This window comes from Wolbachia endosymbiont (group A) of Volucella bombylans (assembly GCF_964026965.1).
GTDB classification, from domain to species: Bacteria; Pseudomonadota; Alphaproteobacteria; order Rickettsiales; family Anaplasmataceae; genus Wolbachia; species Wolbachia pipientis.
Genome location: NZ_OZ034717.1, coordinates 547,554 through 569,001 on the forward strand (window position 1 = coordinate 547,554; position 21,448 = coordinate 569,001).

The 21,448-nt window shown below is 34.9% G+C and carries 18 protein-coding genes, 1 tRNA gene and 1 pseudogene; 4 read left to right on the plus strand and 16 right to left on the minus strand.

Going from position 1 to position 21,448, the window contains the following annotated elements; translation table 11 throughout:
- Positions 1 to 18: 18 nt before the first annotated feature.
- The 9 genes from recJ to AAGD51_RS02790 form a co-directional block, all read right to left on the minus strand.
- The gene (gene recJ / locus AAGD51_RS02750; RefSeq protein ID WP_236514826.1) at positions 19 to 1,758 is read right to left on the minus strand and encodes a single-stranded-DNA-specific exonuclease RecJ; all 1,740 of its coding nucleotides are present in this window, start codon (positions 1,756 to 1,758) and stop codon (positions 19 to 21) included.
- Positions 1,759 to 1,818: 60 nt separating this feature from the next.
- A complete protein-coding gene (locus AAGD51_RS02755; RefSeq protein ID WP_010962507.1) occupies positions 1,819 to 2,052 on the minus strand; it encodes a hypothetical protein in 234 nt (77 codons plus the stop codon).
- Between the two features lie 560 nt (positions 2,053 to 2,612).
- Positions 2,613 to 3,872 carry a cbb3-type cytochrome c oxidase subunit I gene (locus AAGD51_RS02760; RefSeq protein WP_006279990.1) on the minus strand — a complete coding sequence of 420 codons (1,260 nt, stop codon included), beginning with the start codon at positions 3,870 to 3,872 and terminating at the stop codon, positions 2,613 to 2,615.
- A gap of 34 nt (positions 3,873 to 3,906) precedes the next feature.
- Positions 3,907 to 5,202, minus strand: coding sequence for a Na+/H+ antiporter NhaC family protein (locus AAGD51_RS02765; protein WP_236514824.1), 1,296 nt, complete (start codon positions 5,200 to 5,202; stop codon positions 3,907 to 3,909).
- Positions 5,203 to 5,491: 289 nt separating this feature from the next.
- Positions 5,492 to 7,945 (minus strand): endopeptidase La, encoded by a 2,454-nt coding sequence (lon, locus tag AAGD51_RS02770; protein ID WP_265040533.1) that lies wholly within the window; start codon positions 7,943 to 7,945, stop codon positions 5,492 to 5,494.
- 15 nt (positions 7,946 to 7,960) lie between these two features.
- On the minus strand, positions 7,961 to 9,238 hold the full coding sequence (gene clpX / locus AAGD51_RS02775; RefSeq protein WP_006279985.1) for an ATP-dependent Clp protease ATP-binding subunit ClpX: 1,278 nt from the start codon (positions 9,236 to 9,238) through the stop codon (positions 7,961 to 7,963).
- Positions 9,238 to 9,864 (minus strand): ATP-dependent Clp endopeptidase proteolytic subunit ClpP, encoded by a 627-nt coding sequence (gene clpP, locus AAGD51_RS02780; protein WP_006280254.1) that lies wholly within the window; start codon positions 9,862 to 9,864, stop codon positions 9,238 to 9,240. The genes clpX and clpP overlap by 1 nt, the downstream gene beginning before the upstream one ends.
- Positions 9,865 to 9,875: 11 nt before the next feature.
- Positions 9,876 to 11,210, minus strand: coding sequence for a trigger factor (gene tig, locus AAGD51_RS02785; protein ID WP_010962514.1), 1,335 nt, complete (start codon positions 11,208 to 11,210; stop codon positions 9,876 to 9,878).
- Positions 11,211 to 11,368: 158 nt separating this feature from the next.
- A tRNA-Leu gene (locus tag AAGD51_RS02790) sits at positions 11,369 to 11,450 on the minus strand.
- 140 nt (positions 11,451 to 11,590) lie between these two features.
- Here AAGD51_RS02790 and AAGD51_RS02795 point away from each other — a divergent pair.
- The gene (locus tag AAGD51_RS02795; RefSeq protein WP_236514819.1) at positions 11,591 to 12,181 is read left to right on the plus strand and encodes a BON domain-containing protein; all 591 of its coding nucleotides are present in this window, start codon (positions 11,591 to 11,593) and stop codon (positions 12,179 to 12,181) included.
- A gap of 60 nt (positions 12,182 to 12,241) precedes the next feature.
- Complete coding sequence (gshB, locus tag AAGD51_RS02800; RefSeq protein WP_015589118.1) at positions 12,242 to 13,171, plus strand: glutathione synthase; 930 nt, start codon at positions 12,242 to 12,244, stop codon at positions 13,169 to 13,171.
- Here the strand turns inward: gshB and murG are convergent.
- A complete protein-coding gene (gene murG, locus AAGD51_RS02805) occupies positions 13,156 to 14,187 on the minus strand; it encodes an undecaprenyldiphospho-muramoylpentapeptide beta-N-acetylglucosaminyltransferase (RefSeq protein ID WP_015589119.1) in 1,032 nt (343 codons plus the stop codon). The two genes, gshB and murG, sit on opposite strands and share 16 nt — an antisense overlap.
- A 69-nt stretch (positions 14,188 to 14,256) precedes the next feature.
- Here murG and AAGD51_RS02810 point away from each other — a divergent pair, with 69 nt between their 5' ends.
- Entirely contained in the window at positions 14,257 to 14,649 is a 393-nt protein-coding gene (locus AAGD51_RS02810) for a hypothetical protein (RefSeq protein ID WP_006279962.1), read from the plus strand.
- A gap of 5 nt (positions 14,650 to 14,654) precedes the next feature.
- Here the strand turns inward: AAGD51_RS02810 and lpdA are convergent, their stop codons facing one another.
- The 4 genes and pseudogenes from lpdA to AAGD51_RS02830 all read right to left on the minus strand — a co-directional run bounded on the left by lpdA (position 14,655) and on the right by AAGD51_RS02830 (position 18,323).
- Complete coding sequence (gene lpdA / locus AAGD51_RS02815; protein ID WP_077188576.1) at positions 14,655 to 16,028, minus strand: dihydrolipoyl dehydrogenase; 1,374 nt, start codon at positions 16,026 to 16,028, stop codon at positions 14,655 to 14,657.
- Positions 16,029 to 16,103: 75 nt separating this feature from the next.
- Positions 16,104 to 16,526 carry an IS110 family transposase gene (locus AAGD51_RS02820; RefSeq protein ID WP_049973639.1) on the minus strand — a complete coding sequence of 141 codons (423 nt, stop codon included), beginning with the start codon at positions 16,524 to 16,526 and terminating at the stop codon, positions 16,104 to 16,106.
- Between the two features lie 323 nt (positions 16,527 to 16,849).
- A complete protein-coding gene (locus AAGD51_RS02825) occupies positions 16,850 to 17,017 on the minus strand; it encodes a hypothetical protein (protein WP_153296805.1) in 168 nt (55 codons plus the stop codon).
- Between the two features lie 483 nt (positions 17,018 to 17,500).
- Positions 17,501 to 18,323 (minus strand): annotated as a pseudogene (locus AAGD51_RS02830) (IS5 family transposase).
- Positions 18,324 to 18,625: 302 nt separating this feature from the next.
- Between AAGD51_RS02830 and AAGD51_RS02835 the strand changes: the two are divergent.
- Positions 18,626 to 20,113: a hypothetical protein gene (locus tag AAGD51_RS02835; RefSeq protein WP_236514815.1), complete on the plus strand. Its 1,488-nt coding sequence runs from the start codon at positions 18,626 to 18,628 to the stop codon at positions 20,111 to 20,113.
- Positions 20,114 to 20,264: 151 nt separating this feature from the next.
- Here AAGD51_RS02835 and AAGD51_RS02840 read toward each other — a convergent pair whose 3' ends face one another.
- Together AAGD51_RS02840 and AAGD51_RS02845 are read right to left on the minus strand one after the other, a co-directional pair.
- Positions 20,265 to 20,672: a transposase gene (locus AAGD51_RS02840; protein WP_049973602.1), complete on the minus strand. Its 408-nt coding sequence runs from the start codon at positions 20,670 to 20,672 to the stop codon at positions 20,265 to 20,267.
- The gene (locus AAGD51_RS02845) at positions 20,666 to 21,214 is read right to left on the minus strand and encodes a transposase (protein ID WP_236514710.1); all 549 of its coding nucleotides are present in this window, start codon (positions 21,212 to 21,214) and stop codon (positions 20,666 to 20,668) included. The genes AAGD51_RS02840 and AAGD51_RS02845 overlap by 7 nt, the downstream gene beginning before the upstream one ends.
- Positions 21,215 to 21,448 lie beyond the last annotated feature (234 nt).

The window sequence follows — 21,448 nt, forward strand, 5'->3', positions numbered from 1 at the left end:
TCTGCTGAACAGATACACTCAACTAATGGTCAATACATCTTCTATTAAAAATTGTACAAATTCATTGCCATTCCAGTAATTCATAGAGATTTTACCCAAAATAGCTTTAACATTACCCTGCATGATAGCAGAGCCAAGATGAGTATTTGCAGAACGAAATGCAATAGCTCTTACCATAACATTATCATCAGCAATAAAACATTTTATATGGTCAACTCCTATAACTTCAGGCTTTCTTATCTTTGCTCCTTGGATAATAAACCTTGGTTCAGGATTTCCAACTCCAAATGGTCCCAAGCGTTGCAATTGATTCCATAAAGACAAATTTATTGCTTTAGCAGTTACTATACTATCAGCTTTTAAAGTTTTCTCATTTATAGAATTTGAAAATCTTTCAGTAAAAAAATCATGCAAATCATTTATTTTGTCTTCTTTAATTGAAAATCCTGCCGCCATACTATGGCCACCACCTTCAATAATCAAATTTATAAACTTTGCGGAAAGGACTGCAGCACCGATATCAACTCCCAAAATTGATCTACAGCTTGCTTTTCCTATTCCATTATTTAAAGATATCACTACTGTTGGCAAGTGAAACTGCTCCTTTAGCCTTGATGCAATTATACCAATTATTCCCTGGTGCCAATTGCCACTTATCATTATAAAATTCGCACCTGATTGGGCAGACTTTTCCGCTTGTGCTGTAGCTTCCAAGAGAGCCTCATTTTCTAACACTTTTCTTGCATTATTCAAATCTATTAATTTTAGCGCGATTGAATGTGCCTCTTCATCATCATCGGTGGAAAGCAACCTTGCACCAAGCGATGCTTCTCCAATTCTTCCTCCAGCATTTATGCATGGCCCAATACTAAACCCTAATCGAGAAACACTTGGTTTTTCAAGGATTCCCAAAGCATCAAATAAAACACGCAAGCCAACGTTTTTTCTTGTTGACATAACTTTTAATCCTTGTGAGACAAGTGCTCTATTGAGGCCTGTGATCTGCATAACATCACAGACAGTTCCCAGGGCAACCAAATCCAACAGATCAAATAAATCTGGTTCTTTTTTGTTGGTAAAAAATCCTTGCTCACGTAGGCTTTTATTAAGAGCAACAATTAGCAGAAATGACACTCCAACTGCTGCTAGGTTATTATAAGGAGAGCTCTCATCAAGGCGGTTTGGATTCACAACTGCTACGGCGCTTGGTAATTTTTCCGTACCAAGGTGATGGTCAACAACTATAATATCAAGACCAAAAGCCTTTGCATCTTCTATTGGTTGATATGCAAGCGTACCACAATCAACGGAAATACATAAATCAATTCCATTCTTTTTAAGTTGTAATAAAGCATCTGTGTTTAATCCATAACCCTCATCAACACGATCTGGAATGTAGATTATAGAGTGTATATCGATTGCTCTCAGGTACCTGTTAATCAATGCTGACGACGTTGCACCATCAACATCATAGTCACCAAATATTGCAAGGTTTTCATCATTTTTTATTGCCCATATTATACGAGAAACAGCTTTATCCATATCAAGAAGGTGAAAGGGATCTGGTAATAGCGATCTGATTAGTGGATATAAGAAGTCGCTTGCATTTTCTATGTTAACACCACGAGTAACCAATATTCTTGCTAATATTTCTGGTAACTCAAATCTCTGTGTAAGAGTTAAGATTTGCCTTTGATCTGCTTCTTGCAACTTCCACAATGCATTTGTTATGCTGCGCTTTTCAATTTCAAGTAGCATATTCTTTCTTTGTAAATAAAACTACTTTACCAGAATTTTTAAGCTTGTTCTATAATTGTATTAGACTTCTGCATAACCTAAACTAAGTAGAAAAAAGGTATCATCTAAGTAGCTGACACTGGTCTCCATCCAAGAGGGCAGTAGCCCCTTCGGTGTCATTCCAGCGCGTGACCAGGTCTTTTTAGCTATCATAGGATGACAGAAGCAGACACTCCACTTTGTCGTTCCAGTGCCTCCTTTTTTTGTCATTCCAGTGCCTTGACTATTTGGATCCAGGAAAAAGAATGGTGTCATCCCAGTGCCCCTATGATGTCATCCAAGTAGCCTCCCTCTCCTGTCATCCTTTTTTTGGGGTTCCAGCGTCACGCGCTACCTTCCGTATAAATATTAAAAAATTTACCAAATGAAAAAAAAGGCAAAAGAAGCCCCGTGGTTGGCTAATTACTTACATTATACTTTCAAGTATGGCGTTTTTTTATTCTAAACGCTTAATAACCGCGATTTAGTTGCTTTTAAGCCGCAACTAATCTAAATTATAAACATTAAGAAATTTACTAAACAGAAAAAAAGGCAAAAGAAACCCTAGGGTAGCTAGTTATTCACTATCCATTTTTTAAGTTGGCGTTTTTTTATGTTTTAAATGCTTTATAAGCGTATTTCAGCTTGTGTAGGTAAAAACCTAGAAATTTGATAAAGACATAAGGTGCACATAGTGCAAAAAATTAAACATGAGACGCCAAATACGTTGAGTTTTTTTGTCATTTAATCTGTACAGAGAAGATAAATAAATAGCTTCAGTTTCATGATAAGGGCGCTAGCGGAGTTTGTCAAGTAAGTTTTTTCGTTTCTATGGGTCAGTTGGTACGCGCTTTGCCTTTTAACAGATGTAAAAGCACAATTATTACGAACAACATTCCACCAACAACTGATATAGCGCCACCTATAATGAAGCACGTGCGTGCTAACATTGATGAAATACTTGGCAGATCTGCAACCTTCCTTAAAGCACCATACCCACCAAGCCAAACAAGGCCAGTAATATGGAGAAAATGCCCTACACTGTAGGCATAAATCTGTAATCTTACCATGGAGTTTTTTACCTCTTTAAAGTTTAATTTGGGTAACAGCCAATAAATGAAATTCATAAAAGCTATAGTGATCCCAACTACAGAACCGTGATAATGAGCGGGAATGGTGACATTCCCTTCAATAGTCAACACTCCGAGCACATCTCCATAAGTGAACAACAAAAATGAATGTAATAAATAGTTGCTTTTATCATTAATAAAAGTTCTGATGTTGTAGCACACTAATATTATCAAAAAGCACGGCAAAACTGCTCCAGCAATCCTCATATGCCAAGTAAAAAACTGTATTAACTTGGCACTATCAACTGGATAAACAAAATATACAAACGGTGCGCCTACAGCTAAAATCGTGTTTATAAATAGTGGTAAAATAGTAATTTTATTGTTTGAAGCTAAACTAATATCATTGGAACTTAGCATTATTAAATAGACTAAAAACATTCCTTGAGTAAAAGCAAACTGCAATAAATGTCCGCCTCCCCAAAAGAGATATTCGTAAAATAAATTATTATCTGAGTGATATAGACCTGGAGGCATATTATTATATGCTAAAACAAAGCAAAGAAATGACGATACAAGTATAATAACTAGCCCAATTTGTCCAACAGAGAGAAATGAAACCTCTTTTTTTGATGTGTATGCTAGCATTGTATTTACTAATATACTGGCAATAAATAAACTGAGTCCAAGTAAAAATAATTTGTTTTGTAATACGGGAATATAGTTACTTTTGATAACTTCAGTGTTTGGAACGAATGCAGATATAAACATGAGCAGCATCGAAAGGGTTGATAGAACCCATGAAAAGTTAAACCAACTATTGGTATTTTGTAGGTTTATGATAAAGAGCAGAGATATTATAGAGCACATCCACACTAAAATTGACAAGTTCACGTGTATTACCAGCGCATTATCAAAAATATATTGTGCAGAAGGAACAAGAGAGGAGATAAAAGGCAATCGTAGAAAAATAACAATTATTGACAGTAACCCAGAGCAAGCAAGAGCACATACTGCCAAGAACATCCATTTTCTACAGAGCGGAGCGTTGTCTTGTATATTAAGCACAATCTTTTTTCTCAATTTTGTTCAATACAATATATAACACTGCAATAATACCTAAAACATAGCAATAGTATACGTGTGGCACGACTGCCAAAGGTGAAACTCCAGCAATAGTGCTAGCCAAAAGCAATTGAGCGCCATACGGTATTAATCCTTGAAATACACAAGAAAATATGCCTAGCCATGCTGCACTATAGTGAGGCGGTATTTCATATTTCTTAGCAATATCTCTAGCAATTTCACCACTAAAAATTATAGCGATGGTGTTATTTGCAAGTAAAATATCAAATATGCTGACTATTTTTGCAATAAATAATTGCGCAGTTTTTTGTCCACCACGTTGTATCATAACCCAAGATGAAAGTTTATCTGCAAACTCCTTAGAATTTTTACCTACCAGTCCTGAAAGCCCGCCAACCATCAATGACAGTAGCATAATTTCATGCATACTCATAAACCCCTTAGTGATGTTTTGGCTTAAAAACAATAAACCATAATTGTTGTTATTTATAAATCCAATGATTCCAGCAAAAGTTATGCTTAAAACCAATGCCGTAAATACATTTATTCCAAAGTTTGCAAGCAATATAAGTATGATGTAAGGAGCCACAAGCAATAAAGAATACTCCTTAACTGAAATAGCAGCACTATTGCTTGAGCTATAAAATAATATAATTATTGTGAATATAGAAGCAATTAGTGCCACTTTTGCATTCAGTTTTAATTTTTTCTTTATATCAGCCTTTTGAGACATCACAGATGCAATTGTAGTATCAGAGATAATAGATAAATTGTCGCCAAACATTGCTCCTCCTACAACGGTTGCCACTCCTAAGGAAGAAGAAATCCCAGCTTGTGTCAGTTCAACTGCAACAGGAGCAATTGTTGCAATGGTGCCCATTGATGTACCAATAGCAGTGGAGATGAAAGCTGCTACAAAAAATAATCCTATGAGTAAAAATTGTGTTGGTATAAATGAAAGAGCCAAATTAACTGTGGCATCAGCACTACCGATTGCTTTAGTTACTTCACTGAATGCACCTGCAAGTAAGAAAATGATACACATAGTGATAATATTACGATCTCTTACCCCATCTAGAAAGGCATACATTTTTTCTTCAGTATTGCCCTTGTATAAAATCCAGCCCAGAGCTATGGCAGGAGCAATGGCTACCAGTGGAGATAACTGATAAAAAGCATTTGACACGCCAAGAACAGTAAAATATATACCACTTCCTACAAAAAGAAATAGGAACAGTAAAATAGGCAAAAAATTTGTAAGATAAAACATACCTCTACTCCAGCTCTGATAAACGCAAATCAACTATGATATGATTTATATTATTATAAACCACAGTTAGCACCTTGACCAAGGTTTTTCTAGAAAGCAATCTACCAGAAAAGGTTTCCATGAAAAGGACTATTATAATATATCATCTACTTGAATAAAACTGGGAGATAGAATAAGTAAAAAATATGAATGACATAACAACAAAGCAAGTCATATCCTTATGGGACACACAAGTTGGTGGGTTTTTGCCGGATAAAAGAGAAATGGAGATTGATAATATTTTTTTAATCTAATGCTTCAATGTTTCCGACATAGGAAAAGTATCATCTTTATTTTCTATAGAGGAAGGCACACTATTTTGATTATCATCACCATTAATTGGAGTAGTAGGGTGCATTAAAGCAACTTTCATAACTTCATCAATATTCTTAGCAAAAACTACGTTGATCCCTTCTTTGATGCTTGCCGGAATTTCTTGCATATCTTTCTCATTTTCACTTGGTATAATCACAGTTTTGATTGATCCTCTGAGCGCTGCAAGCAATTTTTCTCTCAAGCCCCCGATAGCTAAAACTCTACCACGCAATGTCACTTCGCCTGTCATAGCAACATTTTTGTTAACTGGTATATTTGTCATAAGAGAAACAATAGACGTACATACCGCGCCGCCAGCAGAAGGGCCATCTTTTGGTACTGCACCCTCAGGTACATGTAAATGTATATCATTATTTTGGAATTTTTCGGGCTTTATACCAAAAAACAAACAATTTGATCGAATATAACTATACGCAGCTTTTATAGATTCTTGCATAACCTCTCCAAGCTTTCCTGTGTATTTTATTTCTCCCTTGCCCGGAATTAGGACTGATTCTATCATCAAAATATCACCACCTGTTTCAGTATAGGCGAGCCCAGTTACTATTCCTACTAAACTCTCATTTTCTGCAATGCCAAAGGTATATTTACGTACCCCTAAATAATCTTGTAAATTGTCAACCCCTACGGATATTTTCTTATTTTTATCAGTCAATATTTCTTTAACTGCCTTTCTCATGAGCTTTGCAAGCTCCCTTTCCATACTCCGCACACCACTTTCACGTGTATATAAACGTATCAACTCGTATAACGCCTCATTAGTTATGTCCCATTCCTTCTGATACAAACCATGCTCCTTCTTTAACTTCGGAATAAGGTGGTGTGTAGCAATACTGATTTTTTCATCTTCAGTATACCCGGACAATTGTATAATTTCCATCCTATCACGCAAAGGATGTGGTAAATTTAAGCTGTTTGCCGTAGCTACAAACATTACACTTGAAAGATCAAACTCAACTTCCAAGTAATGATCCGTAAAGTGTTTATTGTGCTCAGTATCTAAAACCTCAAGTAATGCAGATGCAGGATCGCCACGCGAATCAGAACCCATCTTATCTATTTCATCAAGCAGAAAAAGCGGGTTGCATGAATTAGCTTTTTTCATGTGTTGAATGATTTTACCAGGCATTGAGCCAATATAAGTTTTCCTATGCCCTCGTATCTCAGACTCATCACGCACACCACCAAGAGCTATGCGAACAAAATCTCTTCCTACTGCTCTTGCCATAGACTTAGCTAAAGAAGTTTTACCAACACCTGGCGGTCCAACTAAGCAAAATATAGGACCTTTTATCTCTTTTACTCTTTTTAATACCGCTAAAAATTCTATTATTCTATCTTTTACTTTCTCTATGCCATAATGATTTTCATCTAAGATTTTCTTAGCTGCATTTAAGTTAATTTTTGCATCTTTGTACTTTCCCCATGGCAACTCAAGCAACCAATGCAAGTAACTAGATATAACTGTAGCTTCAGGAGAAATGGGATTCATTTTCTTGTATCTCTTCAAATCAGTTATAGCTTTCTCTCTTGCTTCCTGAGAAAGCTTTGTTTCATTTATCTTTTTTTCAAATTCATTGAGTATATTCCCTTCATCACCATTCTCAAATTCGCCTAATTCTTTCTGTATAGCTTTCAATTGTTCGTTAAGGTAGTAAACTTTCTGAGTGCTTTCAACTTGCGATTTAATTGTCTTATATAAACGGTTTTGTGCGTTCAAAATACTCATTTCTCTCTCAATAAAAGCAAAAGCTTTTTTTAAACGCTCTTCTGGGTCATAAGCCTCAAGTATGCTTTGTTTATCTGATACTTTTATATTTAAATGTGAAGCTACCGTGTCTACAAGTTGATCAACTTCTTTGATTTGATCAATGGAGTTAATGGCAACCTCGGGCTGATTTTTCTTGTTTAGCTTACACCAGCTATCGAACGCGTCTACAACAGACCGCCTTAAAGCTTCTAAATCAATATTGTCTTCATCTTCTTTATAATGATTGTCTAACTCTACCCTGGCTTGTAATAAAGTATGAGAGCTAATATATTCTACAACTCTTCCCCTTCTTATCCCCCGGATTATAACTTTTACTGCATTGTCAGGTAATTTTATTAACGGTTGTACAATGCTTGCTAACACACCTACTTCATAAAGATCTTCAGGCTCTGGATTATCAACAGAGCCATCTTTCTGTGCTACAAGAAAAATCTCATTTTGGTGATTACTACTACTTATTGCATACTCTAGTGCATTAACAGATTTTTCTCTGCCTATGAATAAAGGCACCATTATATTTGGAAAAATTACTACATCTCTTAAAGGTAATACTGGCAATGCAGTAAAACTAGAGCTTACAGCACGTTCAATGTTCATAATATATGCCTCAAATTAATCATTAACCGTTATAACATTGCCATTGTTATTATGATTAACCGTTGCTTTTCCTAATTCTACCATTTTCTTAGTGATTACTATAGTGCTACCTTCAAAGCCTCCGTTTCCAGATGTATACATAATGTCAAGCAAAAGTGACTCCAAGATAGCACGTAACATTCTTGCACCTGTTTTGTAGCTTATAGCCTTTTTAGCAATAGCTGATATTGCTTCATCTGAAAACTCAAGGTTTACTTTGCTAAACGCAAGCAATGCTTTGTACTGTTTTATTAGTGCATTCCTTGGCTCTGTCAACACATGTATTAAATCTTCATGATCCAGCTCATCTAAAACAGCAGTTATTGGAACCCGCCCTACAAATTCGGGTATTAAACCGAATTTGATTAAATCTTCAGGTTGAACATCATGTAAAGCATTCTTTTTCTTTTGCTCTTTAGACTGACTTATATCTGCTCCAAAGCCAACTGACGTTCCCTTTTTTCTCGCTTCAATAATTTTATCGAGGCCTTCAAAAGCTCCTCCACAAATAAACAGTATGTTACTAGTATCCACTTGTATAAACTCTTGTTGTGGGTGTTTTCGCCCTCCTTGTGGCGGAACATAAGCAACTGTACCCTCCATAATCTTAAGCAGAGCTTGCTGGACCCCTTCACCTGAAACGTCACGGGTTATTGAAGTGCTTTCAGATTTTCTTGTAATCTTGTCTATTTCATCTATAAACACTATACCACGCTGTGCTTTTACAACGTCATAATTTGCAGCTTGTAATAAACGCGACAACACGCTTTCTACATCATCACCCACATAACCTGCCTCAGTTAAAGTTGTCGCATCAGCCATAGCAAATGGCACATCTGAAACTTTAGCAAGTGTTTTGGCTAGCAAAGTCTTACCAGAACCAGTGGGACCAATAAGCATTATATTTGACTTCTCGATTTCAATATCACTTATAGCATGAAATTGTACCATGGATTGACAATGGTTATACATAGCTACAGATAAAACGTGTTGCGCGTGTTCTTGACCTACAACATGCTTGCTGAGAAAGTTTTTTATATCCTCAGGTTTCTTTAGTAATAGCTTCATATCAGATATACGATCTGAATTAAAAGATCTATCTTTCTTTTGACTTATTGCTTTATGAGATAATTCTATGCACTCATTACAAATAAACACCTTTAAACCATCCGAAGAGTTAGTAATCAATTTATCTACTTCATCTTGCGCCTTGTTGCAAAAAGAACAGTAGTGTAAATCATTATTGTTATCCATTAACCCACCTTTTGTTTAACTTTAATATTTTCAATTTCAATATCTGTACGCTCAGCTATCACCCTGTCAATTAAGCCAATTTTCCTTGCTTCTTCAGGATCCATGAATTTATCTCTTTCCATCATTCCTTCAATTTTCTTCAGTGAATTTCCAGTATGTTTTTCATAAATTTGATTTAGTTTTTTCTTAACCCGCAAAATTTCATTAGCATGTATTTCTATATCAGTTGCTTGACCATGATAACCACCAGATGGCTGATGTATCATAATTCTTGAATGAGGTAGAGAGTAGCGCTTACCTTTTGTACCAGCTGCAAGCAATAAAGAACCCATAGACGCAGCTTGACCTATACATAAAGTTGAAACGTCTGGGTTTATATACTGCATTGTATCGTAGATCGACAAACCAGCAGTTACAACACCACCTGGTGAGTTGATGTACATACAAATGTCTTTATCGGGATTTTCCGATTCTAAAAATAAAAGCTGTGCTACTATTACACTGGCCATATTGTCTTCAATAGGACCTGTTACAAAAATTATTCTTTCTTTCACTAGTCTTGAATATATGTCATAAGCGCGCTCACCGCGACTAGTTTGTTCAACTACAATTGGTATAAGAGTCATACCTTTTCCTATTAAATATTATCAAATAATTCCTTTAATTCTTTCACAGAAACAATCTGCTCTTCTTTACTAACTTTTTCTATTATATAATCTGTCACTTTATACTCAAGCGCTTGCCCTCTAACTAATTCTTGAAATTGTTTATTTGATTCAAAATGCTTAAGTACTCTGTCAAATTGCACATCTTTACTGACATATTGATTTACAATAACACTCAAAACATCATTTTGAGTTAATGATATTTTATGTTCTGCACTAAATTTCATAAATAACATAGCAAGCTTTACACGTTTTTCAGCTTCTTTACGAGAATCATTTTGAGCACCCAATTCTCCTTCCATTCTTTGTTGCTCCTGTTTTACTATGTCTGTGGGTAAATCAAAACTATAATTAGCATCCAAATAATCAAACAGCTCCTTTTTAATTAAGAGATTTCTCATTTCGGTGCACTGATCACCAATCATTTTTTTTGCATGATTTATTAGCAAAGAATAATCTTTAAACCCAATACTCTTAGCTATTTCATCATCATTTTCAAAATCTTTGGCAATTTGAATCTCATTAACTCGCACAGAAAAATCAGCTTCCTGTCCTGCAAGGGAAATGGCTTGGTAATTTTCAGGAAATTTCAACTTAAAGTTCTTTGTTTCTCCCTTTTTCATACCAGTTAATTGATCTTCAAAACCATTAATAAATGTGCCAGACCCTAAATTAACGGCAAAATTTTTGCTACTTCCACCTTGAAAGAGCTTATTCCTAATCCGCCCTTCAAAATCAATTATCAATTTATCCCCATCTTTCGCTTGATAAGAAGCATCATCAACAGAGGCGAAATTGGGGAACTTTGTTTTAATAGAATCAATAAATTCTTTTATATCTTCCTCTTCAATCTTTGCTTCAATTTTCTTTAAGTTTATTTTGTCAAGATCTATCACTGGTACTTCAGGCATCGACTCAAAAGATAGCTTGTATACAAAATTGCCCTCCTCATTTTCTTTGCCCAGATCTGGTAATGATATAACATCAACCTTAGGATAAATGTGAGACTTGACTTCAATTTTTTTCATCAAATCACTTGAGCAATAATCAATTGTATTATTTATCACATATTCCAAAGCCTCGTTTTTATAATTTGCAACAACAAGGTCATAGGGCATCTTTCCAGCCCTAAACCCAGGTGATTTTGCATTTTCTGCTATCTCTTGCAACCTGGAATTTACCTTTTGTTTTATATAATCACTACCAACTGTGATTTCATACTCATACTTTAGTTTATCTATACTAAGCTCTTTGTAGGTATATACGCTACTTACTTCGACTGTATTTTGAGGTATATTATTAGACATCATAATTCATTTATTAACATTTTAATTCATATCTTAATAGAGTCATTTTACCAGAATTTAAGTTAAACACAATCCTTAAGAACAGGTTTTTACACAAACAAAAGTGTATTTAGTGATTATAAATTTTCCCTTAAAACCTAAGTTACATGACTTTAAAGTGCGGATAGAGGGACTTGAACCCCCACGAGCAAGCTCACCAGGACCTAAACCTGGCACGTCTACCAATTCCGCCATATCCGCAAGAAATTTTCAGTACCCTATTATAGGTATTCCATTAAAAATATTCAAGGTTTAAAGTCTTACTTAATTTATGGTATTTACACAATCAAAAAAGCTTATTAACATTTCTTAATGAAAGCTCTAAACCATGAAAATCAATAATGAGATTAATAACAAGCTTCTTACTCGCAATTTTTTTGATTACACAAAGTGGTTGCACAACCCTTATAATAGGTGGTGTGGTGGCTACAGCAACAGCAATAACAATGCAGGACAAATCCTTGGGAAATATCATTGATGATACGACTATGGTCATCAGAATTAATAAGGGGCTCTTAAAACATGGGCTATTTTCATCCATAAAGGTTAAAGTAAGTGAAGGAAGAGTATTGCTCATTGGAAGTGTTGACACTCCTGAAAAACAACTTACAGCAGAAAAAATAGCTTGGCAGCAAAAAGAAATTAAAGAAGTGATAAATGAAATAAGAGTAATACCAATTCAAATGGCTTCCATGCTAGACACCACTGTAGATGGCATGATAACAGCGGAAATAAGAACAAGACTCCTGGGAAAAAGAAATATTAAGTCAATTAATTATAGCGTTAATACGGTTGATAGAGTTGTTTATTTGATGGGTATAGCCCAAAATAAAGCGGAATTAAAAGCTGTAATAGCAATTGCAAGAAAAGTAAAGGGAGTAAAACAAGTTGTAAGTTATGTACGATACAGGTACAGTAAGTTACGCCATTAGGCAAAAATCGCTTTCAAATTATAACATTTGTACAGTTGTGACAATAGGTAGAGAACATAAATGAAAATTGCCTTTCAGATGGATGAAAATATAAATTTTGAAACTGACACTACATTCGTGCTAATAAAGGAAGCACAAAGGAGGAAGCACGAAGTTTTTGTCTATGCTCCTAACAATTTAGCACTAAAGCTAAACCATCCAATTGCTCTGGCTCAGAAAGTCAGCGTTGATGATTTTAGTTTTATCTCTAAAGAGGATGTAGCAATCAACTTGAATGAAATGGACATCATATTTATCAGACAGGATCCACCCTTTGATATGCGTTATATTACAACAACATATATCTTAGAAAAAACCAGCGCATTGGTAATTAACAATCCAACAGAAATAAGAAATTGTCCTGAAAAATTGATAACTTCATTATTTCCAGAGCTAATTCCGCCAACTTTGATTACTGAAAATATATCAATGATTAGAGATTTCTACTACAACTATCAAGATATTATTCTGAAGCCATTGTATAGTTATGGAGGAAACGATGTGATAAGAATACAAGATGAGAATAGTATTCAAGTAGTAGTGGATCTCATGATAGCAAAATACGAATGCCCTGTGATTGCACAATCATTTTGTAAAAACATAGATAAAGATAAAAGAATATTGCTACTTTATGGCCAACCAATTGGTGTAATGAAACGAATTCCAAAAATCAGTGGAGAGATCAGAACAAACATGCGACTTGGAGCAAGTTTTGAGCCCGCTCAAATGAACGATAGAAACAATGAAATATGTAACAAAATTGGTCCTGAATTAAAGAAAAGAGGGCTAATATTTGTTGGTATTGATATTATAGATGACTTCCTGCTCGAAATTAACACAACTTCACCCACGGGAGTAGTTTATATCAATAAATTGTATAATATATCGCTAGAAAAGGATCTTTGGGACGTGTTTGAAGAAAAAGCAAGCAGCCATCAACTAAACCTGTGAACAATCACCTTAACAAACTCAGTAGTCCCATTCTTTATCCCTGTTTTTTCTGTACTATTGGTCATATCACGCAATTTTTGAGAATTATTTAATAGATCAAATAGTACCTCTGTTAGATTTTTTTTTGCTTCACTATTCTGCTCAACTATTATAGCTGCTCTCGAGTCTTCAATATATTTTGCGTTATAAAATTGGTGATTATCTTTTGAGTAAGGGTAAGGAATATATATAGCAGAACGCCTAGCAAGAGTGATCTCTGCTATTGAAGTTGCTCCTGCTCTGCTAATTACCAAGTGAGCATTGGCCAGTCTATTCTCCATATCATCAAAAAATTCACTCAATTCACAATCGATCTTTTCACTTTTGTATAGACTTTTGACCTTGTTTACATTTTTCTTCGTACATTGCTGCGTCACTCTAATTTTCTTTTTCATTTTAATAGGTAAATCACAAATTACGCTGCTTACTACATCATCAAAAAAATTTGCACCTTGGCTGCCTGCTATGACCAATATATTTAGGATTTTCTCAGTGCTAGAATGGCTCTGTGCTTTTATATCAACAAAATTTCCTGTAAAAATACATTTATTGCCCTCTGCATATTTAGTCTCCGGAAAGCTGGTTGCAATTAATTTTGCACTCTTGAAAAAGAATCTATTTACTCTCCCTAAAACTGTGTTTTGTTCATGTAAAATTATAGGTATAGAAAGAACTCTTGCTGCAAGAAGAGTTGGAAAAGAAGCATAGCTACCAAAACCAATGACCGATTTTGGTTTTAATTTTCTTACTTGATACAGTGCTAACATAGAGCTGTATATCAAGAAAAGGAAAAACTTAAATTTGTTGCTGCTTGGTCTACGTAATGGTAAGGTGTAGCTTTCTATGTCGGTATTTTTATTTGTTTTTTTATCAGTGAATAATATGCAATTGTATCCTTGTGTCTTTAGTGCTTTTGCTAAAGCTATGGCCGGAAAGATATGCCCACCTGTGCCACCTGTTGCTAAAATAATATCCATCTGTAAATAATAAATCCTAGATTGTTAACTGTTATTTAACAATTTGCACGTAGAATTTTATTAAGCGTTATGATAGTTGAGTTAAAAATGCCTAAAAGTAATAGTAAAAAAGAACCTAATGAGAAAAATAAACCTCAAGAACAAAGAGAAGGCAGAAGCGGAGGTTTTTTAGAACTGCTAAAAAATATAATAAAAATTCTTTTCAATTCGGTCGTTGACCTACCTGAGCACGAGCAGCATAATAAAATGAAAAGCACTAATCTACAACAAGGTTTGGATACTAAAGGAAAAGGCCCAGAAGATCTTCATCCAAAGGCAAAGCTTGAAGTTAAAGAAGCAGCTAAGGGATTGAAAGAAGAGTTACAGAATTCTGATGCTGGTGGTAATCAATCTATTGAAACTAAAGTGCCTAATCAAACTACTACTCAAGACATTGACAACTCTAAAACGATGGAACGTTAGTTCAACTATTTAACATCTGCAGCAAGCACTGATTCATGTATCATCTCTGAAATGGTTGGATGAGGAAAAATCGTAGATTTTATGTCGAAGTCTGTTCCTTCTAGTTGCTTTGCAAGAGCAAAATTGCTAATTAACTCCGTTACTTCTGCACCTATCATGTGGCTACCCAGAATTTCTCCGGTTTTTTTATCTATAATCGTTTTCACTAACCCTTCAGTTTCACTGAGTGCAACAGACTTACCATTAAAGTTAGAATGAAATTTTCCTATTTTTATATCATACCCACCTTTTATTGCCTGTTCCTCAGTAAGGCCGATGCTCGCTATTTGTGGATGAGAATAAGTGCAATTTGGTATGCACTCTTTTTTTAACGCATGAGTACCTTTACCAGCAATCTTTTCAATGCAGATCACGGCTTCATGGCTCGCTTTATGTGCTAAACATGGTGGGCCAGCTACATCACCTATTGCATACACATTTGATTCACTAGTTTCATACCATTCATTTATTTCAATAAAACCAGAAGGGCTTAATTTAATTTTTGTATTTTCTAAACCTATATTTTCAGTATTTGCCTGAATGCCAACCGCAACAATCACCCTATCAAATTCTTTGCTCTCACCACTACTTAGTAGCACTTGAGCAGAGTCTTTATTTTTAGTCAAAGCTTTTACGCTACTATTTGTATATATTTTTATCCCCTGTTTTGTGAATATTTCTTGTGCTAAATCTGAAATGTCTTTATCCTCCAGCGGCAAAATAGTGCTCTTTATCTCTATGATTGTTACATCAACCCCCAAAGTACTATAAAAACTTGCAAATTCTATTCCAATTGCACCAGACCCTATAATTAGTAGTGATTTTGGTAATTTGCCCGGCATCATAGCATGCTGCGCATTCCATATTAAATCTCCATCTGCCTCTATTCCAGGCAGATTCCGTGCCCTCACGCCTGTTGCTAAAATGATATGCTTGGAAACAATTTCTTGTTCTTCCTTATCGCCAGCAACTTTTATAGTACCATTGCCTGCAAGTTTACCAAAACCTTGATGAACTTTGATATTATTTTTTTTCATCAAATATGCAACACCGCTTGACAATTTATCAACAACGTTTCTTGAGTATTTCACTATTGATTGTATATCAAAATTCGCTCCCTTTACTTCTATACCAAACTCTTTTGATCTTTTTATTAGCCTATAAACCTCAGATGCTCTAAGCAGTGATTTTGTTGGTATACATCCCCAATTTAAGCATATACCGCCTAAATTTTTTTCTTTTTCCACAATTGCAGTTTTAAACCCAAGCTGTGCCGCCCTAATTGCCGCTATATAACCACCAGGACCGCTACCTATAACCGTAATATCATACTCATTCATCAGTTTTCTTCGTACTCAAAAAGATTATATATAACAGATGGAACCCATACAATCAATGGTCTGTCATCTACCGTCTTAAGAGTCAAGATAAAAGTTGTTATTTTTTATCATGGCATTTAAACAAACGATAATTTTTCTCATGACAGCAACTAATGCAACCTTAGCAGCTTTGCCAGAATCAACCAAACGCTGATAAAACGCTTTCATTTTTCTGTTGTGGCGCATAGCAACAAGAGCTGACATGTATAGTGCTTTCCTTGCATAAAACCTGCCTCCTTTGATTTGAGCTTTGCCAACTTTTCTTCCACTTTCACTAGTTTTAGGTGCAACTCCAACTAAGCATGCAATTTCTCTATTCTCTAATCTACCAAGCTCAGGCACCTCTGTCAGTAGAACGCTCGCCGTCTTTGATCCAATACCTTTATAGCTGATTAAAAGCTCATTTTTTCCTTTCAATTCAGCTATTGCGTCTTCTATGTCTTGCCTAATTTCTTTCAATTGTTTTTCAGCAAACCCTATCTGTCTTTCTATGTATTCTCTAGCTTTTCCCGTCGCACTTTGCAGGCGACACTTGTTTGCATGAATTGCATCATTTAAATTACGCTCAACTGCCCCCAGCTCCTTTAATTCCTCTTGCTTTTGTGAAATTATACATCCTTTTACTTCACCGTCTTTACTGACAAATTCAGCGTATTTTTCCAGTAATTTAGCATCTAACTTGTCAGTTTTTGCAAAATGATTGCAAGCTTTGGCAAATGCATATACCCGATTCGGGTGAGCTTTATGGACAGTTATCTTGCAACAATTTTATAATGAGCTTTTCATAGCCACCAGTTTACATATAACTTGATGGGTAAATCGACTATATTTGTTTCTATAAACTTAGATATAGCATCACTCACGTTTGCTATGCGCTTATGCTTGCCATTAATTGAGATGTCCAATGCTTCCTTGGAAACATCTACTCCCATGAAAATTATTCTAGCCATTTTTGTACCTATAAATATAATCAAACAATAATGCAAAATGCTGTATACAGGATTGTAATTCGATCTTTTAGATCCACCTACCGTTCGTACTACATTTTGCTTTAAGCCTTACTATTACCCACAAATAAAAACATAGTATTGTATTTACTCAAATAATTTAATTTTATTAACCTGAAAGCTTATTAGATTAAAATTATTAAACTAAGAGTTATAATTTTAGCAACTAAAAGCTGTAAATTGCACCATATAAACAGTTATTTCAAGCAAAAGTTATGCCATTAAGAGCTATGCAACAAACATTTATATTTGTGGGTAATAGTAAGATCTAAATCCGATAGAGCATTGTTGGCACACCATCAAAAGTCGCCTCAGACCTCTAATGCATCAATGTACAGACTTACACCTTTTAGTTGGTAATACCATTTTAGACGTTTATCATTCGTTTTAGAAAATACTATAGGAGGTTGTCCACAAACCAGTAAATCAAGCATATTCCCTACTTAACATAACTTTACTCATAGCCAGATATATGAAACTTTCAGTAGATGTTGTAAGTAAATCGTACTCCTTTGATAGCCTTCTATTTCTATTGATCCAAGCAAAAGTCCTCTCTACCACCCACCTTCTCGGCTGTACTGAAAATCCAGGATCCCGTTGTGGCAATAGTTCTAGTGGTGTATCTTTATGCACCCAAAACCTACATGGAGGCCTTTTGACAATTTCAATATCTATCCCATATTCTCTCTTTACGTAATCCTTTAAATCTTTTCCTTGGTATCCCATATCAGCCCACATTTTCTTAATATTGCTGTATTTTTCCTTCATATTGTCCAATGCCATCTTCACCCCATCTCTGTCATTTTCGCTTGCAGCTCCTACATAGCAACCAAGCACAAATCCTTGAGTATCTGTGATTATATGTCTTTTTCTCCCCTTTACCTTTTTCGCACCATCATAACCTTTGCCCCCCCTTTTTCCGTGGTTTTTACCGATTGACTGTCCACTATGCATGCGCTCGGCTTCCCATTTTTGACCTACTATATTTAGTGATATCATAATTCATTTTCTCAAAAATTCCCTGCTTTTTCCATCTTCTAAACTGTTCATGCACAGCCTTCCACGGCGGAAAATCGTGTGGTAAATAGCGCCATTGACATCCTGTGCGCAGTATATAAAGAATTGCATTTACTATCTCACACTTACTGTATTTTGGTGGCCTTCCTCCTTTCTTGTACGATACTCTGAAGTGTTTTTCTATTCTTGCCCATTCCCTTTTACTTAAATCTGTTGGATATTTTTTCCTCATCTCTTACCTCAATATTCTTTCTTTATATACTACGTATTCCTTGGTTTGTGGACAACCTCTAGTAGCGGAATGACGAATTTTTGTTTTTCAAATTGTCAGTAAATCTAAGTCAGTTTAGCTATATAAAACATAGTATAAAAAGAGCTATTTTAGCAAAATTTTAAACAAATAAAGTTAATTACTTCACAATTGATACCTTACGAGAAAAGCACATTTGATACAGATTTAAAATACAAGTTAACGAATTATTATGATTTTTACCAAGATAATAATATAGTAAGGTTTGGTAGTGAGGTATCAAAATGGGAAAATACACTAACGCATGGTTTTATAAGAAGACTGACCCAAATCATCACGATTGTGCAAATGATGGCACTTGCGGGCAATCTATAAAGGATTTTAGGATTGGTGATTCTGATATTTTCTTCTATGATAGTAATGGAACAGCGATTGCGCAGATACCTAAGTTGCCTAACGGAAACTCTATTACATACCGTAATAATTTATATAAAATTGCACAATCAAAAAACTTTGGTGAGAATACAAAATACGTAGGATTACAAGATGTATTACCTAATCAATTCAATTTTGAATATGGAAAGTTGAATTGCGTAATACATTATGACAATGTATCGCAACGGGAGCAAGATCAAATAAAGCTTGATATTCAAAATGCCTATGAGGCATATAAAGCAAAGTTTTGTATGGATAGTGATACTCAAGTGACTGTGCATACCTATGTTTTTAATAATAAATATGATTATAAGGGATATGGCACTTTGGTTCCTGGGTTTTCATGGAATCAATCTTCGCTCAATATTTCTGGTGGGATGACAAATGGAGAAAGCGTATTGCTCTATAAAAACGCTTATACGGACAACGTTTTAGCCCATGAATTTGGTCACGTATTTCAATTCAAGTTTTCCCCAACAAAAGTAAGAGAATTGGACTATAAAAATAGTCAGCTGATGGCAAATGCAATTGGACTTGAGGTAGAAGAAAAAAATTATAAAGCTATTTGCAAGCAGATGGGTGTAGATGAATATAAAGACCGTGGATGGATGTTTCAATTTAAATATAAGGACACAACTGGTAGTATATACCGCAAAGATCTTTCAGAAGCAGAGAAATTTCAAATTATACAACGTGTCAAGAATTCTGGACTAGATGAATATGAAGATCGTGGATCGATATTTAGTTTTAAATACAAAGGCACCACTTATAACGTAAGATGCAAGGACTTTTCAGAAGAAGAAAAATTTCAATTTATCAAAGACATTAAGAACTCTCATGAATCGCTCGTTAGTGAATGTGATGGATTGGGGAACGATAATACAACTTTAGTGATTTACATTGATGAAAATAAGGAGATAAGTCGAATGTATTTTCAAAACTCCGACAAAAATATATTCAAACAGCTAGATAAGACATTTATAAGCAGAAGTAAACCTGAACAAGATGTGGAAAAATCAAATGAAGTAGAACAAAGTAATGTAGAAGAAGAAAAAAGTAGCCAGCAAGACACTCAGCAACCCAGTAATTTCTTATCCAATATTTTTTCAGCAATTAAATCCATTATTGATTCTATCTCATCACTCTTTTCATGGTTATTTGGGTCGAAAGAGAAAGAGTCTAATCAACAATCTGATGATAATCCTTCTTTGTTTAAGCTCGATGCTAATGAGTTAGATCACGAAGTTAAGCCTGATGCCAATGAGTTAGGTCACGATGTTAGAGATCACTTATCAGACAATTATAACCATTACAACTCATCTGATGGGCTAATGTAATATAGCTAATTTACAGTATCTGTTCAGATGCATGGCTAATGTACAAATATTGAAACAAAAATTCCAGTGCCCCTGTGATGTCATTCCAGTGCTTGACACTGGAATGGCTTTGTTGCATCGCTCTTCGGATAGTAGGTAACGTACAATAAATTCATGAAGCTATCTCAAACTTAGCCATGCCTATTTCAGTAAATTTGTTAAGCAAATAACACTTGAGTAGCAGTTCCTTCTCACGATTAATTTCAGATTTGCTCCTAAAACTAAACCCAAATATTCGCTTCAACCTTGAGAAAAATCCTTCAATATACGATCTTTTTCCGTAATTTACTTCTTCTTTCCATCTTTTTATACCATTCTCACCATGTAATTTCATTAACTGAATAGCGGCATTTCTATCAAGCATATAATCCAATTTTGGATGCTCTGCTGCGTTGTTTTTCGGAGGAATTTTCGTTTTTATACCATATTGATTACACAGCTTATAGAGCTTTTCTCTGTCATATGCCCTATCTGCATATAGTACTTTTATGACATACTGAAAATCGACTTCTTTTAGCAAATCACAAGCTCCATAGTGATCAGACCGTTACTGTATTTTACAGCTATGGCTTTTTTGCTGTTTGTATTCAACATTACATGCAATTTTCTTGTCTGTTCATAGCTGCGATACTTTCTATCTTCGCTATTTTCTTTGCTATGACCAGGAGTGTTGTTGTATATACTAATTCCTGTACTGTCTATAGCAATTTCGATATCTTCCATATTATTTTTATCAATTCTGCAATCATTGATCTTAATATTGAGTTTCTTAAACCTTCTTGATGATTGTGAATAGCTGATAACTTGCAAATTTTTCCCAATTTGCTCAAGGTATCCTGCTATAAACCCAACTGTTTGCCTCAGGCCTATTCTAAATAAACAAGTTATTATGTGCACCAAAATTACAACTTTATCGCTATAAATATTGTTGCCACCTGGTATTTTTGGACCATTCTCGTACCACTTTTCTATGGCTTCGTTGATATAATGAAAAATATTTCCTCTTTTTTCTAGAAATTTGTTATATTCGCTATGGTTACTGACCCTCATTTTTTGTGGCATATTTTTTCTTTCAAGGTTAAATGGCTATTTTATAATGAATTTTGTCAGTAATCACTAATTTTTCTGCTGCTATGCAACAAAGCCCACTGGGATCCAGATTGGACACTAAGTTGGTGAGTATAAAAGTAGCTAACCTTATGTTAAAACACAATATTTTTGGTGAGGGGTTGCATTAAAAGCTGGATTCCAGTGGGCTTTGTTGCATCGCTAGCTATGATGGATTAAAGATAAAAA